Origin of the sequence: Xanthobacter dioxanivorans (assembly GCF_016807805.1) — a bacterium.
Classification (GTDB): domain Bacteria; phylum Pseudomonadota; class Alphaproteobacteria; order Rhizobiales; family Xanthobacteraceae; genus Xanthobacter; species Xanthobacter dioxanivorans.
This window is the reverse complement of record NZ_CP063362.1, coordinates 3,400,308-3,414,851: the sequence shown is the minus strand read 5'-3', so window position 1 is coordinate 3,414,851 and position 14,544 is coordinate 3,400,308. Positions and strand designations below refer to the sequence as shown.

The following is a 14,544-nucleotide window of genomic DNA, read 5'->3' as shown; positions in this document are numbered from 1 at the left end:
CCTTAAGGTCGGGGTAGAAGGAAGGGGCAAGGAGAGCGGTGTAATGCGCATACTGGTCGTCGAAGACGATCCGGTCCTGATGGACGGCCTCAAGGTGGGGCTCGGCCTCGCCGGGGCGACGGTGGACCATGCGACGACCTGCGCGGATGCGCGAGCGGCGCTCGAGGCCGCCCGCTTCGATGCGGTGGTGCTCGACGTGATGCTCCCGGACGGCTCCGGCCTCGACATGCTCGCTGGCCTGCGCGCGCGGGGCGATGCGACGCCTGTCCTCCTGCTGACCGCGCTCGACGAGGCGCCGGACCGGGTGCGCGGCCTCGACGGCGGCGCCGACGACTATCTCGGCAAGCCCTTCGACCTCGACGAACTCAGCGCCCGCGTGCGCGCCATCGCCCGCCGTGGCCACGGCCGGGCCGGCCCCCTGCTCAAGGTGGGCGCGCTGGTGCTCGATCCCGCCACCCTCGCGGCGACGCTGGACGGGAAGTCCATCGCCCTGTCGCGGCGGGAATTCGCGGTGCTCTCCACGCTCATGGAGCGGCCCGGGGTGATCCGCTCCCGCATGGAGATCGAGGAGCGGCTCTACGGCTGGCAGGAGGAGGTGGAGAGCAACGCCGTGGAGGTGCACATCCACAACCTTCGGGCCAAGGTCGGCCGCGAGACCATCGAGACCGTGCGTGGCCTCGGCTATCGCGTCAGGGGGCCGGCATGAGCTCGCTCAAGCGCAGGCTGGTGCTGATCCTGCTGGCGGCGACGGGCGTCATCTGGCTGTGCGCCACCGGCTGGATCTACGCCTCCAGCCGCAGCGAGCTGGAGCATGTGCTGGATACCCGCCTGCAGGAGGCGGCGCGCATGGTCCATTCGCTGGTGGCCGGCGGCAACATCGCGGCCGCCGAGGCCGTCGCGCAGGCCGCGAATCCGCCCGAGGCGGGATACGAGCGCCAACTCTCGTGCCAGATCTGGTCGCTGGACGGGCGCCTCGTCGCGAAATCCGGCGGCGCGCCGGAGGAGGCGCTGGCGGGTCCCGCGGAAGGCTTCTCTGAGCGCACGGTGAACGGAGAGCCGTGGCGGGTCTATACCATCCTCGATCCGGACAAGGGCGTGCGGGTGATGGTGGGCGACCGCATTGGCCTGCGCGACCGGCTGGTGCGCGATCTGGTGACGGGGCTGCTGGCGCCGGTGATCCTCGTCGTGCCCCTGCTCGGCCTGCTCATCTGGATCAGCGTGGGCCGCGGGCTCGCCCCGCTCAATGCGGTGGCCGGCGACATCGCCGCCCGTGACGGCGAGGACATGCGGCCCGTGGCGCCCGCCGCGGCCCCGGCCGAGATTCGCCCGCTGCTGGAGGCCATCAACGGCCTGTTCGCCAAGGTGGAGGCCGCGCGGCGGCAGGAACGCGACGTGACCGCCTTCGCCGCGCACGAATTGCGCACGCCCCTCGCCGGCCTTAAGACGCAGGCCCAGATCGCGCTGGCGGCGCACGATGCGCCGACGCGCGAGGGCGCGCTCAGGCAGATCCTCGTCTCGGTGGACCGCACCACTCGCCTCGTGCGGCAACTGCTGGCGCTCGCCAAGCTCGAAGGCACACCGTCCCCGCCGCTCGAGGCCTCTGGCGAGACGGAGGCGGGGGCGCTGCTGCGCGACATCGTGCGCCAGACGGCGAAGCCCGCGACGGCGCATGTGGTGGTGGACGACGCCCTCGACGCCGTGATGCTGAAGGGCGACCACGAGGCACTGCACCTGATGCTGCGGAACCTGCACGAGAACGCGGTTGAGCACACCGTCGAACATATGGACGGCGGCGGCACCATCGCCTGGCGCCCGTGCGCCGGCGGGCTGTGTGTGGAGGACGAGGGGCCGGGCATTCCCGAGGATGAACTGCCGCTGGTGACGCGCCGCTTCTATCGGGGCCGCACCCGGAGCGGGGCCGGGAGCGGCCTCGGCCTTACCATCGCCACCATGGCCGCCGCTCGCGCCGGGGCGCGGCTCACGCTGGAAAACCGCCGTGATCGTGGCGGTCTTAGAGCGAGCATCGTATGGCAGCGCGGCGCCGCTTGAGGTGGCGTTTCACTAGATCGTTTTCCATGTGGGTGGAATCGTATGGGGATTCCCAAATCGGCGGCGTTCTGATGCAAGCTTCGTGTCGGATCAGAAGCAGACATAAGTGGCCAGGACGTTCTCTTTGGACCTGTGCGAGCGGGTGGTCGCCGCCGTCGGGGGCGGGATGTCGCGGCGGCGGGCGACGGAGCGCTTCGGGGGTGAGCATCGCCAGCGCGGTGCGCGCTGTCGCAGGCGATCGGCAGCGTCGCGCCGAAACCGCGCGTCGGTCACCCTCTCCGCCCGGATCGAGGCGCAGCCCGACCTCATCCTGAATTAGCCCTGGCCCGGATTGCCCCCGTTATTCTCCCGGTGATTCCTCCGCCTTCTCGAGAGGGCATGGCGATATCAGCAGTCGATCAAATTCGCAGTTATCGCAGCCATTAACGCGCGAGGAAGCCACCGTCACACGGAATGACTGTACCGGTAATATAAGTCGACGCATCAGACGCCAGAAGCAGTGTCAGGCCAGCTAGATCCGCTGGCGTACCCCAGCGGCCGGCTGGCACTCGCTTCAGGACTTCGGCCGACTCGTCGGCCTTTGCCGCGACTGGAGCAGACAATGCAGTAAGGATATAGCCTGGCGCAATCGCATTGACTCTGACGCCCAGGCGAGCCCATTCGTTTGATAGCGATCGGGTCATTGCTGCAATTGCACCTTTGCTCGTACCGTAAGCCGCAGCATCGAGCGATCCGACGAATGCCCGAATGGATGCAAGATTGATGATGCTTCCGCAGCCCCGTTGCGTCATCAGCTTGCCGCCGATCTGGCAGCATTCGAACACAGCGGAAACGTTTAGTTCCAGCGTGCGGTCCCAACGCTCCATGTCATGGTCCAGCGCCGGAACTGCGTAGCGAACGCCAGCGCTGGTTACCAGAATGTCAAGCACGCCGCCGAGCATTTCTACCGCCATGGCAAATGCTGTGCGCAGTTCGGTCCGGTCGAGCAGATTTGCTTTGATGCCGCGGATCCTGCCACTGCCCGCTTCGATTTGCTGTGCGGCTGCCACGGTATCGCAAGCGACATCGATGATCACGACATTGCAGCCAGCTCCCGCAAGTGTCTGGACCATCGATCGACCAAGACCGTCACGCCCGCCAGTGACGATCGCTGTCTTTCCCGTAAGATCAAACATCATGAGCTTGGCACTCCCTGTTACTGATAAATCGCAGCACAAGGCCTCTATTGGATCAACAAAATGAAAAACTATTGTCATTATTGTTGATCAACGCCGGACGATCAGCAGAAGAAATTCGGCCGCAACCCCGCGGTCTCCCACGGAAACGCAATGACGCGTCCCAGGCTGGACAAGGTCACGTAGGCTGTTCTGAGGTCGGGGCCGCCGAAGCAGACATTGGTCGCATAGGCGCCGGGAAGCTTCACGTGCCGAAAGGCACCGCCCGGTGCGATCACGAACAGGCCATTGGACACAATCGCGGCGACGCAGATATTGCCCTCCCGATCGATGGCCATGGAATCGAGCCGCTCGTAGCCACCGAAACCCGCGACGAGGCGTCCCCCATTGGGTGAGGGCCACGGTCTCTTGCGGATCTGCCCGGGAGCCTCCAGATCGAAAGCCCACACGCGGGCCGGCTCGGTTTCGCTCACATAAAGGACCGTCTCGTCGGGGGAGATGGCAACGCCGTTCGGCGTAAGCAGCGGAAAGGCGACCTCCCGGATCATGCTGCCGCCTGCCGTTGCGTAGAAGACCGCGCCGCGGTCCTGGTGCCGTCGGCGGATCTTGCCGAAATCGGTGAAATAGAAGCCGCCGGCCGCATCGAAGACGAGATCGTTGGGACCGTTCAGCGGCTCCTGATCGCAGCGGTCATAGACCGTCTCGACATGACCCGTCTTGAGGTCGACGCGTTGAATTGATCCGCTTTGGTAATCGGGGGCGATGCCATGCGGGCGCAGCCCGAATGCGTCCTCCACCCAGGCGAAGCCGCCATTGTTGCAGACGTAGCAATGCCCATCCGGCCCGATCGCCGCACCATTCGGCCCGCCCCCAAGCTGGGCGACGACGGCCTGCCCGCCGTCCTCGCCGATCCGTGTCAGGGTTCCCCGCTCGATCTCGACGACAAGCAGCGATCCGTCGGCCATGGCCACCGGTCCCTCGGGAAAGCGAAGCCCCGACGTTATGTCAATAACATCCATGATCGATTGCCTCGATATCTGCGCGGGAGGCAACAGGTCGCGCATTGGAGAGTCAAGAACCGAATGGTCATACGAGATATCATCTCTTTTTACTTGGACGGGCACCCCTTTCGCTCTGATCCGGCCGTGGCGGAGATCGGGGACGTCCCTCCACGCCGGGGAAAGCGGCGTCTTTCATGCCATGACGCTTCCGCCTTTGGCCGGCGCCGGCAGAGGAGCCCGCGGGGCGCCCTGGAATTCCATCAACTGGCCCGCCATGATCTGCAATTGGCTGTCGACCTCCGGCAGGAGGCATTCGCCCTCCACTGTGAAAAGCTTGACCTGCGAGTTCAGCGCGGCGCCCAGAGGCGTCGGCCAGCCGCGCAGCGCGTGCACGATGCTGCGGAGAACGCCCAAGGTCGTGTTTGCGCCCTGCCAGCCCGCTCCCGTTGCCAGGCAGGCGACCGGGCGCCCGGTAAAATAAGGCAGCGCATCGCCAGCCGTTGCTTCCACGTAGTCCAGCGCGTTCTTGATGAGCCCGGAAACGCTGCCGTGATATCCCGGCGAGCCGATGACGACGGCATCGGCCCTGCGGAGCGCGCTGATCAGGGGCGAGGCCGCGGCAGGCAGAGCGGCGCTGGGATCATAGAACGGAAAGGCGAGATCCGCTCCGGCGAACATCTCCGTCTTGGCACCGAGATCGGACGCATGCTTCAGCACGCGCCTGACGGCAAGTTCCGTCGAAGAATTGATGCGAAGCGTTCCGCCTATGCCCATGATGTATTTGGGATGACCGATCATCGTTCCTCTCCTCGCATATTCGCCTCGCCCTGCCTGGGGGCGGCTCCGGTTATCATTTATGCTTGAGAGATTGAGGCGAGGAGTGCCAATAGATATTACATTATCCTGATATCAGCGCCCGTTATGGAGACGCCCTCGGAATGCGAGGGTCGAATAAGAAAACTCTATATCGGATACAAAAAAATTATATTGGCAAGGGAGGCTCCGGGAGCGGTCCAAATGGGGGCAACGATAACCCTTCAGCGCATGGACCGGGAGCCTCAGATGGAATTTGGCATTCTCTTCACCTCGCATCCCAATGTCGATATCGAGCCGTATCCGCATCGCGGTGTCCATGCGCGGGTGACCAGCCAGATCATCGCGGCCGACGCGCTGGGCTATGATTGCGCTTGGCTTGCGGAGCATCACTTCAGCAACAAATACGGCATCATGCCCGATGTGAACGTATATATGGGCTATCTCGCCGGCCTGACCAAGACCATCAAGCTCGGCGCCGGCATCGTCACGCTGCCGCTCAACAATCCGGTGCGCGTCGTCGAGAATGCGGCTCTGCTCGACATTCTCACCAATGGCCGCGTCTCCATCGGCTTCGGGTCGGGCTACCGCCCCTACGAGTTCGAGGGATTGGGCGTTCCCTTCGAGGAGCGCCGCGACATCATGGAGGAAGCGCTGCCGCTGATGCTGGACCTGTTCACCAACCAGCGCGCGACGCACAAGGGCAAGTATTTCAACATCACGATTCCGGAAGGGTTTGAGATCTTTCCGCAGTCGATCCAGCAGCCCTATCCCCCGCTCTATCTTGCCGCGGCAACCGACCGGTCGCTGGCGACCGCCGGCGAGATGGGCTTTGGGCTCATGCTGTCGTCGCTGACGCCGATCGCCGACTTGGCGAAGGACGTGGCGAAATACAAGGAGGCTCTGGAGCGGGCGCCCGATCATCTGCGTAGGAACGTCGCCTTCGGGGACATCGATGTCGCGCGCTGGGTCTATGTGGCCGAGACCGACGCGCAGGCCAAGCGCGACAGCGAGGCCGGCATTCTCCGGCACTTTGCCGCCTTCGACGGCAAGCAGACCGTGGGCTATCTTGGCACGACGCGCGCCAAGAGCGGAGAAGTCCAGCAGACCACGTACGACAATATCAACGAGACCACGATCATCCACGGCTCGCCCGCAACCGTGCGTGATCGGATCAAGGATCTGCACGACAAGACCGGGTTTACATCGATGATGCTGCACTTCCCGCCCTATTATGGCAGCGAGAACACGATGAAGTCGCTCGAGCTCTTCGCCAAGGAGGTCATGCCCGCCCTGAGGCAAACCAAGCAGGCGGCCGCCGAGTGACGGCTCCATCCGCCTCCAGCGTCGCGAAGACGGGGTGCGGTGGTTGAGGCGATTGGTTGCGGGGGCCTTGGAGGCGACGAGCGTGCTCATGGCGAGCCCAGTTCGTCGCCTCCATACATGCTGCGGTCGCGCACGATCCGACCGGCAAGACCGCCGCCTCCGCTCCGGGGTTGGGGCATCGGGCTCGGCGATTGCCCGCACAGATGGCCAGTTCGGCGCTTGGCATGAAAGTGTTGATCTACTGAACACATCCGCATCGATAAGAATCGCGGCCGGTCCGCCGGTCGGCTTGCTTGCGCCCATGCCGCGACGGGAGGCTCGGAAGCCGGATCTATACAGTCCGCGGGGCTTGGGCTATACGATCTCGTATGAGTCTTCGGCAGGGATGGCGTGCACCGCGGGCGGAACAGAAATCGGCATCGCTTATCGTGACGCTTGGTGCATATCAAAATAACATGGGTTGCATCCGAAGAGGCGGCCACGGACTTGCCGCAGAGGCTCGCGCTTCTCTGCATGTTGACACATTGTAGGGCGCCGGGATGGACCTTCGCCAGTTACGTACATTCGTTCACGTCGCCGAACTCAAGAGTTTTACGAAGGCCGCGTCGCTGCTGAATATTTCGCAGCCGGCGCTGAGCCGGCAGATGCGGCTTCTGGAAGAGGAGCTCGGCACCAAGCTCCTGCATCGCACCGGACGCGGCATCTGGGTGACCAACGACGGGCTCGCCCTTCTCGAACGGTGCACCGCCCTTCTGAACGAGTTCGAGAGCATCCGCGTCGATTTTTCGTCGAGCGCGAAGATGGCGATGGTGAGCGGGACGGTGGGCGTCGGCATCCCGGTTCCGGCATCGCGCATTCTGACCGACCTCGTCGCCAATGATCGCGCATCGAGAATGCCCGGCGTGTCATTGCGCGTGGTCGAAGGCTTCAGCGCTCTGATCCATGAATGGCTCATCAGCGGCAGCATCGACTTAGCCATTCTCTATGGCCCCAAGGTGCACCGGGTGCTGGACCGGGAGGTCGTGCTGGTCGAGAAGCTGTTCGCCATCATGCAGGCGACGGATGAAAATCGCGCCCGCAAGGCGATCTCGCTGGCCGAGCTGAGCTCAAGGCCTTTGATCGTGCCACACGAGCCGCATGTGATCCGCGACCTGCTCGACATGAGGGCCGGAAGGACGCCGCAGCTCATGCAGGTGGATTCCATCACCCTCATGGTGGGCCTCGCGCGTGCGGGGAGGGGAAGCGCCCTCCTGCCGCGGGGCGGCGTCGCCGAAGCCATCGATGCGGGATACGTGGTCGCCGTGCCCATCGAGGAAGATCTGAGCTGGGACGTCTCGATCTGCTATTCCAACCTGCGCCCGCTGACCGAAGCCGCCCAACTCACGATGCGCATCATCCGTGAGGAAATGGTGCGGCTCGTCAAGCATGGCCATTGGCCGGACGCGGTCTTGAGGTGACCTGGGAGCGGGGCCTCCAAGCGCGAATGGCCCCGGCGTCCGATCGCTAAGACAGACATCGCGACACGCGCCGCAACGCTCCACCATCGCTGCATATACTCGATGTTCTTTCGAAAAATCGGTCGGTCTTGGCCGGTATTGTGCTTTTGCATTTTGTGTGGAAGCCATCTGATCTGCCAAATTTATGGCTGTTGAGGCGCTCCGCGCTCGTTTAAGCGATCGCGTGATAAGCGAAGTATTTCGAATTTCAATTTATTTATAACTGAAATTAGATTTTTCTATGGGATAATATATAGTTTTCTGATTTAGTGTTTGGCCTTGTCCTGCAATGCTGGTCGCAATTCGGGCGATGAACCAACCCCACATGAGAGTCTGATGCGAAATTATCCGAGGTGTGAGGCTGTTGCGGAATCCCCACCTTCACCGATGCTCACCGCTTGCGCCAATGACGGCATGCTGATTCCCTCGGCACAGGCAACGTGAGGTGGAAGACAGCGTGTAGCGCCCGAGTGGTGTCGGTCGACATCGCTGACTTCCTTCGGCCTGTGATAAAATTACGGCATCAACGATCGGGTACACGTCAAGAGTAACCCGCTGAAATCACTCAATCTAGTTTCGGATCAGGCTCTGAGAGGCTTGGCCGGTGGAGAGGAACGAGCCCATGAAGCGCAAAACGGTAGCATTTCTATTTGCCTTCGGTGCCTTGACGATGTCGTCCTTTGCTCATGCAGCGGAAGGGCCCGTCCGGATCGGCGTCCTCTCTGAAATGACCAGCATCCTGGCTGCCCAGCAGGGCCCGGGGGATGTCGTTGCGGTGAAGATGGCGGTCTCGGATTTCGGCGGCAAGGTTCTCGGGCGTACCGTCGAGGTCCTGTCGGCGGATCCCATGAGCAAGCCCGATCTCGGAGCGCTGATCGCTCGCAAATGGTATGACGAAGACAACGTACAGGTGATCGTCGGCGGTGCCACCTCCGCCATCGCGTTGGCGGTCCAGGACATTTCGCGGGCCAAGGGGCGTGTCCAGCTCAATACCAATGTCGGCACCACCGAGCTCACCGGCAAGCGCTGCTCGCCCACCAGCGCCCAGTGGGTCTTCGACACCTACGCGCTCGCAAAGGTCGCCACCGCGGAGGCCCAGAAGGACGGCAAGAAATCCTGGTATTTTATTGCCCCCGACTATGCTTTTGGGCACTCCATGGTAAAGGAGGCCACGGGCTTCATCGACAAAAGCGGCAGCAAGGTTGCCGGCGTGTCCTTTTATCCCTCCGGCTCGCCGGATTTCTCGTCTTTCCTGCTGACGGCACAAGGATCGAAGGCCGACATTCTGGGCATGGCGAATTCGGGCGAAGACCTCGTGAACACGGTCAAGCAGGCTTATGAGTTCGGCAATGTGGCGGCCAATCAGAAACTGGTCGCGCTCATGGCGTTCCTGACCAATGTCAAGGCGGCCGGCGCGGCGAGCACGAAGGGGCTCACCTTCGCCGAGGCCTTCTATTGGGACCAGAACGAGAAGACGCGGGAATTCTCCAAGCGTTTCGCCAAGCTGCACAATGGAGCCCCGCCCACCAGCATGCAGGCCGGCGCGTATAGTGCCACGCTGCATTATCTTCGCGCCGTCGAAGCGGCCGGCACCCTTGATGCGGTGAAGGTGATGGAGAAGATGCGCGAATTGCCGGTCAACGACTTCATGACCGACAATGCCAAGCTGCGTGAAGACGGATCTCTGCTTCGCGACATGTATATTCTGCGGGTCAAGGATCCGGAGAAGGTCAAGGGTGAATGGGATCTTCTTGACGTGATCGGCAAGGTGTCCGGTGCCGATGCCTTCCGGCCCCTCTCCGAGAGCGAGTGTCCCTACATCAAGAAATGAGCCGGCGTGAGCCCGCTCCGGCAATGCGCTGTCGAGGCCGCCGCTCTGTGGCGGCCTCGCATCGTCAATAAGCGATCCCGGGACCCGAGCTGGCGTGCGGGCACCCAGACCCAGGGCATCCCGCTTCGATCCATCCCGCAGCCTACTGGCGCTCGACGATCATGGCGATGCCTTGGCCTCCGCCGGTGCGTTGCAGCTCGTAGATCGTCTCGCCCCGACCGGATAACCGAGCGCGATGGCACCCCCATTGAAATTCACTCTGGCAGGATCGAACCCGAGCGCCTTCGACACCGCGCAGGCCTGGGCCGCGAAGGCCTCGTTTGATTCGATCACGTCAAGGTCGCCGACGGTAAGCCCCGCTTTCTTCAGCGCGATCTCCACCGCCCCCTCCGCTCAAACATCCCTGGTCAATCATCCATGCCGTCCGGCGCACCCTGCAGCGTGTGCGAGGTCGCTAGCCGCCGACAACGCCCGCCGCCCGCAGCTCCGACACCTCGGTCTCGGAAAGGTTGAGCAGCGTTTGCAACACCTCGCCCGTTTGCGCGCCGAGCGCCGGAGGAGGAGCGCGGTAAGTCGCGGGCGTGGCGGAGAGCTTGACCGGAAAGCCCACCGCCCGGAACGAGGTGCCGGACGGCAGCCTCATCTCTTGCACCAGTCCGCGCGCCGCGATCTGTGGCTGCTCAAACACCTGATCGATGCGGTTGATGGGCCCACCCGGCACACCCGCCTCCGCCATGGCGGCGATGAAATCGGCGGTGGCCCAGCCGGCGATGGCGTCGCCAAGGGGCTTCTCCACCTCGGCCCGGTACGCGACACGCGACGCATTGTCGAGGAAACGCGGATCGGTCGTCATCTGCTCCAGCCCCAGAAGCCGGCACAAGGCATGGAACTGGCGGTCGTTGCCCGTGGCGACGATGGCGTGTCCGTCGCGGGTGGGAAAGGTGCGGTAGGGCACCACATTCGGGTGTAGGTTGCCCATGGGCTTGGGCACCATGCCGCCCACGAGCCAGTTCATGGCCTGGTTGGCGAGGACCGCCACCTGGGTGTCGAGCAGCGCGCAGTCGAGGTGCTGGCCTTCTCCCGTCGCATCCCGGTGCCGCAGGGCGGCGAGGATGGAGATGGTGGCATAAAGGCCCGTGAAGATATCGGAGACCGCCACCCCCACCTTCATCGGCTCGGCGCCCGGAGTGCCTTCGGGCTGGCCGGTGATGCTCATGAGCCCTCCCATCCCCTGCACGACGAAGTCGTATCCCGGTCGCGAGGCCAACGGCCCGGACTGGCCGAAACCCGTTATGGAGCAGTAGACGAGCGCAGGATTGATGGTCGCGAGGCTGGCATAGTCGAGCCCATAGCGCTCCAGCGCGCCGACCCGAAAATTTTCCAGCACGACATCAGAATCCTTCGCGAGCGCGCGGATGAGAGCCGCGCCCTTGGGATTGGCGATGTCGACGGCGATGGACCGCTTATTGCGGTTGCATCCGAGGAAATAGGCGCTGAACCGCTCGTCAGGCCCGGCATCGCCATCGGCAAGGAAAGGTGGGCCCCAGGCGCGGGTATCGTCGCCGCTGTCGGGCTGCTCCACCTTGATCACCTCGGCGCCGAGATCCCCGAGAATCTGTGAGGCCCAGGGACCCGCAAGCACACGGCTGAGATCCAGGATCCGAAGGCCCTTAAGGGCGCCGGATGAAGCATCGGCGGTGGTGTCCGGGCCATGAGATACCGTATCGCTATCAGCGGTCTGCATCATAATTTCATCTGTTGAAAATACATTTCATCAAAAGTAACGTGGTCGGCGCGCTCATGCAAGCCATGTTCTGGCCCGCCGTTGCGCGATGAACAGCGCGTGCTAAGAAACGCCAGCGCCCCGGAGAATGAGCTCTGGCCGTCTGCCTTGCAGTCCGATCCCATGCGGCGGTGTCCGTGCGGCACGAGCAGGAAACACCTGAATGCCCTCGTTTAAGCCGGTGGTCGCCGTGTTGCGCGGTCTCGACGTGCTCCGAGCCGTCAATGACACGCACGCCGCCACGGTGGGCTCCATCCACGCCGCAACCGGTCTCGACAAGGCCACCATCGTGCGCATGCTGGAGACCTTGGAGCATGGTGGCTACGTGGTGCGCAGCGGCAAGCGCGGCACCTATGCGCCGGCCGGCCGCACCCTGCAGCTCAGCCAGGGCTATGACCTGCACAAGCGCCTCCAGGCGGCGGCAGACCCGATCCTGGCCGCCTTCCGCCGCCGCGTGGGCTGGCCGTCGGACCTCGCCATCTGCGAGCGGGACGAGATGATGGTGGTGCAGACCAGCCGCGAGCAGGGGCCGCTGCATCTCAACCGGCGGCCCGGCTATCGCGCCCCGGTGCTCGTCACGTCGATGGGGCGGGCCTACCTCGCCTTCTGTGCGGAAAAGACACGCCAGGCCATCCTCGATCGCCTGGCGATGAAGGCCGAGGGCGGATCGCTCGACCTGCCGCGGATCGAGGCCATGCTGGCCGAGGTGCGTGTCCGGGGCTTCGCCGTGATGGATGACACCTACAGCGCCAGCGAGTACGAGAATTTGGTGTGGGCCATGGCGGTGCCGGTGATGGACGGCCCCTTCGCCTGCGCCGCGCTCAATATCATGATGCTGCGTTCGGCGGTGTCGTTCGAGGCCGCCATCAGCCAGTTTCTGGAGCCTCTGCGGGAGACCGCCGCCCAGGTGGCGGAGGCGATCCGGGCCGAAGGTGGCATTCCGGATTTCCACACCGCCAGCTGAGGCGCGCCCCGGCGCGGACGAGCTGGCTCGCACGGTCGACCCCGCACCGTCGACAACGAACGCGCGGGCCTGCGCGCCCGCTCCCGTGCGCCCCTCACCCGCTCAGCGGCCGGTGAAGGCCGGAGCGCGCCGCTCCAGCAGCGCGGCCACGGCCTCCACGTGATCGGCGGTGGCGTGGGCCAGGGCCTGCATGGCGGCGGAGGTTTCCAACAGCGCGTCGAGGCTGGCCCCGCGGCCCTGGCGCAGCAGGCGCCGCGTCATGCGCACCACGTGGGTCGGATTGGCTGCAATGCGGTGGGCCATGCGCAGGGCTTCCTCCATCAGCTCGGCATCCGGCACCACTTTCGAGACGAGGCCGCAAGCGAGCGCCTCGGCCGCGTCGATGGCGTCTCCGGTGAGCGCCATCTCACATGCCTTGGAAAAGCCCACCACGCGCGGCAGGAACCAGGCTCCGCCGTCGCCGGGCACGATGCCGACCTTCACGAAGCTCTCCGCGAAGCGCGCGCTCTGCGCGGCGATGCGCACGTCGCACATGAGGGCGAGATCGAGGCCGGCGCCGATGGCTGGTCCGTTCACCGCCACAACCACCGGCACTTCCATCGCCTCAATCAGCAAAGGCAGCCGCTGGATGCCATATTTGTAGTTCATGCGGGTGCGCGCCGGCAAAGGATCGTTGAGGCCGCCCGCAGCGCCCATGGCCTTGAGATTGCCGCCTGAAGAGAAGGCGGAGCCGGCGCCGGTGAGGATGATGACCCGCGTCTCCTTGTCCGCATCGAGCCGGGTCAGGGTCTCGATCAGGGCTTCGAGGAGATCGGGATCGGAGATGGGGTTGCGCAGTTCCGGCCGATTGAGCGTGAGGGTGATGATGCCGGCTGCATGGGTCTCCACGAGGATCGGTGCGTGATCCGTGCGATCGGGGGCGGTCACGGGCGTTTCTCCGGTTTTTCAGCGCAGGCCGAGGCCGCGGGCGATGATGCCACGTAGGATTTCCCGCGTCCCGCCGCGCAGCGAGAAGCACGGGGCGGCAAGCACGATGTGCGCGAGCACCGCTGACAGGTCGCCCGAGCTACGCAAGGAGGGTTCCACCGCCACGATGGCGCGCACCACCTCGGGGATCTCCTGCTCCAGCAGCGCGCCCTGGTCCTTCACCAGCGCGGCGTGGAGCGCCGGGTTCTCGCCCTTCTGCAGCAATCCGGCCACCGAGCGCGACAGGCGGCGCAAGGTGACGATGTGGCCGGTGAGCCGGCCGATGGCGGCCCTGGCCGCCGGATCGGGATTTGGTCCCAAGGCTCGGACCGCCTCCACCAGCAGGGTGAAGGAGGAGAGGAAGCGCTCCGGCCCGGACCGCTCGAAGGCGAGCTCGCCCATCACCTGGTTCCAGCCGTCGCCCAAACCTCCGATGACGGCCGACGCCGGCAAGAACACATCCTCGAACACCACCTCATTGAAATGGTGCTCGCCGGAGAGGTCCGCGATGGGGCGGACGGTGATGCCGGGAAGGGAAAGATCCACCAGCAGCTGGCTGGTGCCGCCATGCCGATCGTCGGCCGCTCCGGTGCGGCAGAACAGGATCATGTAGTGGGACTTGTGGCCATAGGTGGTCCACAGCTTGGTGCCGTTGACGCGGAAGCCGCCGTCCACTTGGGTGGCGCGGGTGCGCACGGCGGCGAGGTCCGAACCGCTGTCGGGCTCGCTCATGCCGATGCAGAAGAAGCATTCGCCGGCGGCGATGCGAGGCAGGATGGCGTTCTTCTGCTCCTCGGTGCCGCACTTGAGCAGCAGGGGCCCGCTCTGGCGGTCGGCGATCCAGTGGGCGGCGACGGGTGCGCCGGCGGCGAGCATCTCCTCGAGCACCACATATCGCTCCAGGGCGCCGCGCTCATGGCCGCCATAGGCCTTGGGCCAGGTCATGCCGATCCAGCCGCGCGCACCCATCTGGCGACTGAAATCGGCGTCGAAGCCGGCCCAGGAACGGGCGCGGTCGCGCGGCTTGCGGGCGGCGAGCGTGGAGGAGAGGAAGTCCCGCACCTCGGCGCGCAGGTCGTCGAAGGCATCGGCCGGCGGCGGCGGGAAGGTGATGGTGAGGCTGGTCATGATGGGTCCCGC

At 64.6% G+C, this 14,544-nt stretch carries 12 protein-coding genes and 1 pseudogene; 6 read left to right on the top strand and 7 right to left on the bottom strand.

Annotated features, from left to right (window positions below):
* Positions 1–43: 43 nt before the first annotated feature.
* Together EZH22_RS15905 and EZH22_RS15900 are read left to right on the top strand one after the other, a co-directional pair.
* Positions 44–706, top strand: a complete 663-nt coding sequence (locus EZH22_RS15905; protein ID WP_203191532.1) for a response regulator — start codon at positions 44–46, stop codon at positions 704–706.
* Positions 703–2,049 carry an ATP-binding protein gene (locus tag EZH22_RS15900; RefSeq protein ID WP_203191531.1) on the top strand — a complete coding sequence of 449 codons (1,347 nt, stop codon included), beginning with the start codon at positions 703–705 and terminating at the stop codon, positions 2,047–2,049. The genes EZH22_RS15905 and EZH22_RS15900 overlap by 4 nt, the downstream gene beginning before the upstream one ends.
* A 422-nt stretch (positions 2,050–2,471) precedes the next feature.
* Here the strand turns inward: EZH22_RS15900 and EZH22_RS15895 are convergent, their stop codons facing one another.
* The 3 genes from EZH22_RS15895 to EZH22_RS15885 form a co-directional block, all read right to left on the bottom strand.
* Positions 2,472–3,227, bottom strand: a complete 756-nt coding sequence (locus EZH22_RS15895) for an SDR family NAD(P)-dependent oxidoreductase (protein ID WP_203191530.1) — start codon at positions 3,225–3,227, stop codon at positions 2,472–2,474.
* A gap of 101 nt (positions 3,228–3,328) precedes the next feature.
* The gene (locus tag EZH22_RS15890; RefSeq protein WP_231710994.1) at positions 3,329–4,288 is read right to left on the bottom strand and encodes an SMP-30/gluconolactonase/LRE family protein; all 960 of its coding nucleotides are present in this window, start codon (positions 4,286–4,288) and stop codon (positions 3,329–3,331) included.
* 129 nt (positions 4,289–4,417) lie between these two features.
* Positions 4,418–5,023, bottom strand: a complete 606-nt coding sequence (locus EZH22_RS15885; RefSeq protein ID WP_203191529.1) for an NADPH-dependent FMN reductase — start codon at positions 5,021–5,023, stop codon at positions 4,418–4,420.
* A 264-nt stretch (positions 5,024–5,287) separates the two neighbouring features.
* Between EZH22_RS15885 and EZH22_RS15880 the strand changes: the two genes are divergently transcribed.
* From EZH22_RS15880 to EZH22_RS15870, 3 genes are all read left to right on the top strand, one after another.
* Complete coding sequence (locus EZH22_RS15880) at positions 5,288–6,364, top strand: LLM class flavin-dependent oxidoreductase (RefSeq protein ID WP_203191528.1); 1,077 nt, start codon at positions 5,288–5,290, stop codon at positions 6,362–6,364.
* Positions 6,365–6,903: 539 nt separating this feature from the next.
* Positions 6,904–7,821 carry a LysR family transcriptional regulator gene (locus EZH22_RS15875; RefSeq protein WP_203191527.1) on the top strand — a complete coding sequence of 306 codons (918 nt, stop codon included), beginning with the start codon at positions 6,904–6,906 and terminating at the stop codon, positions 7,819–7,821.
* A 661-nt stretch (positions 7,822–8,482) separates the two neighbouring features.
* The gene (locus EZH22_RS15870) at positions 8,483–9,691 is read left to right on the top strand and encodes an ABC transporter substrate-binding protein (protein WP_203191526.1); all 1,209 of its coding nucleotides are present in this window, start codon (positions 8,483–8,485) and stop codon (positions 9,689–9,691) included.
* A 142-nt stretch (positions 9,692–9,833) separates the two neighbouring features.
* Here the strand turns inward: EZH22_RS15870 and EZH22_RS15865 are convergent.
* Positions 9,834–10,075 (bottom strand): annotated as a pseudogene (locus tag EZH22_RS15865) (acetyl-CoA C-acyltransferase); the annotation flags it as partial.
* A 70-nt stretch (positions 10,076–10,145) separates the two neighbouring features.
* Entirely contained in the window at positions 10,146–11,333 is a 1,188-nt protein-coding gene (locus tag EZH22_RS15860; RefSeq protein ID WP_231710993.1) for a CaiB/BaiF CoA transferase family protein, read from the bottom strand.
* A gap of 304 nt (positions 11,334–11,637) precedes the next feature.
* Between EZH22_RS15860 and EZH22_RS15855 the strand changes: the two genes are divergently transcribed.
* Complete coding sequence (locus EZH22_RS15855) at positions 11,638–12,438, top strand: IclR family transcriptional regulator domain-containing protein (protein ID WP_203191523.1); 801 nt, start codon at positions 11,638–11,640, stop codon at positions 12,436–12,438.
* Positions 12,439–12,540: 102 nt separating this feature from the next.
* Here the strand turns inward: EZH22_RS15855 and EZH22_RS15850 are convergent, their stop codons facing one another.
* Positions 12,541–13,365, bottom strand: a complete 825-nt coding sequence (locus tag EZH22_RS15850; RefSeq protein ID WP_203191522.1) for a crotonase/enoyl-CoA hydratase family protein — start codon at positions 13,363–13,365, stop codon at positions 12,541–12,543.
* Positions 13,366–13,383: 18 nt separating this feature from the next.
* Positions 13,384–14,532, bottom strand: a complete 1,149-nt coding sequence (locus EZH22_RS15845; RefSeq protein ID WP_203191521.1) for an acyl-CoA dehydrogenase family protein — start codon at positions 14,530–14,532, stop codon at positions 13,384–13,386.
* Positions 14,533–14,544: the final 12 nt, after the last annotated feature.

What these genes read in the sequence shown, in the direction of transcription:
- EZH22_RS15870 (WP_203191526.1), top strand. Translation starts at nt 8,483, where the DNA reads ATGAAGCGCAAAACGGTAGCATTTCTATTTGCCTTCGGTGCCTTGACG.
- EZH22_RS15890 (WP_231710994.1), bottom strand. Translation starts at nt 4,288, where the DNA reads ATGCGCGACCTGTTGCCTCCCGCGCAGATATCGAGGCAATCGATCATG.
- EZH22_RS15905 (WP_203191532.1), top strand. Translation starts at nt 44, where the DNA reads ATGCGCATACTGGTCGTCGAAGACGATCCGGTCCTGATGGACGGCCTC.
- EZH22_RS15895 (WP_203191530.1), bottom strand. Translation starts at nt 3,227, where the DNA reads ATGATGTTTGATCTTACGGGAAAGACAGCGATCGTCACTGGCGGGCGT.
- EZH22_RS15855 (WP_203191523.1), top strand. Translation starts at nt 11,638, where the DNA reads ATGCCCTCGTTTAAGCCGGTGGTCGCCGTGTTGCGCGGTCTCGACGTG.
- EZH22_RS15885 (WP_203191529.1), bottom strand. Translation starts at nt 5,023, where the DNA reads ATGATCGGTCATCCCAAATACATCATGGGCATAGGCGGAACGCTTCGC.
- EZH22_RS15900 (WP_203191531.1), top strand. Translation starts at nt 703, where the DNA reads ATGAGCTCGCTCAAGCGCAGGCTGGTGCTGATCCTGCTGGCGGCGACG.
- EZH22_RS15875 (WP_203191527.1), top strand. Translation starts at nt 6,904, where the DNA reads ATGGACCTTCGCCAGTTACGTACATTCGTTCACGTCGCCGAACTCAAG.
- EZH22_RS15845 (WP_203191521.1), bottom strand. Translation starts at nt 14,532, where the DNA reads ATGACCAGCCTCACCATCACCTTCCCGCCGCCGCCGGCCGATGCCTTC.
- EZH22_RS15880 (WP_203191528.1), top strand. Translation starts at nt 5,288, where the DNA reads ATGGAATTTGGCATTCTCTTCACCTCGCATCCCAATGTCGATATCGAG.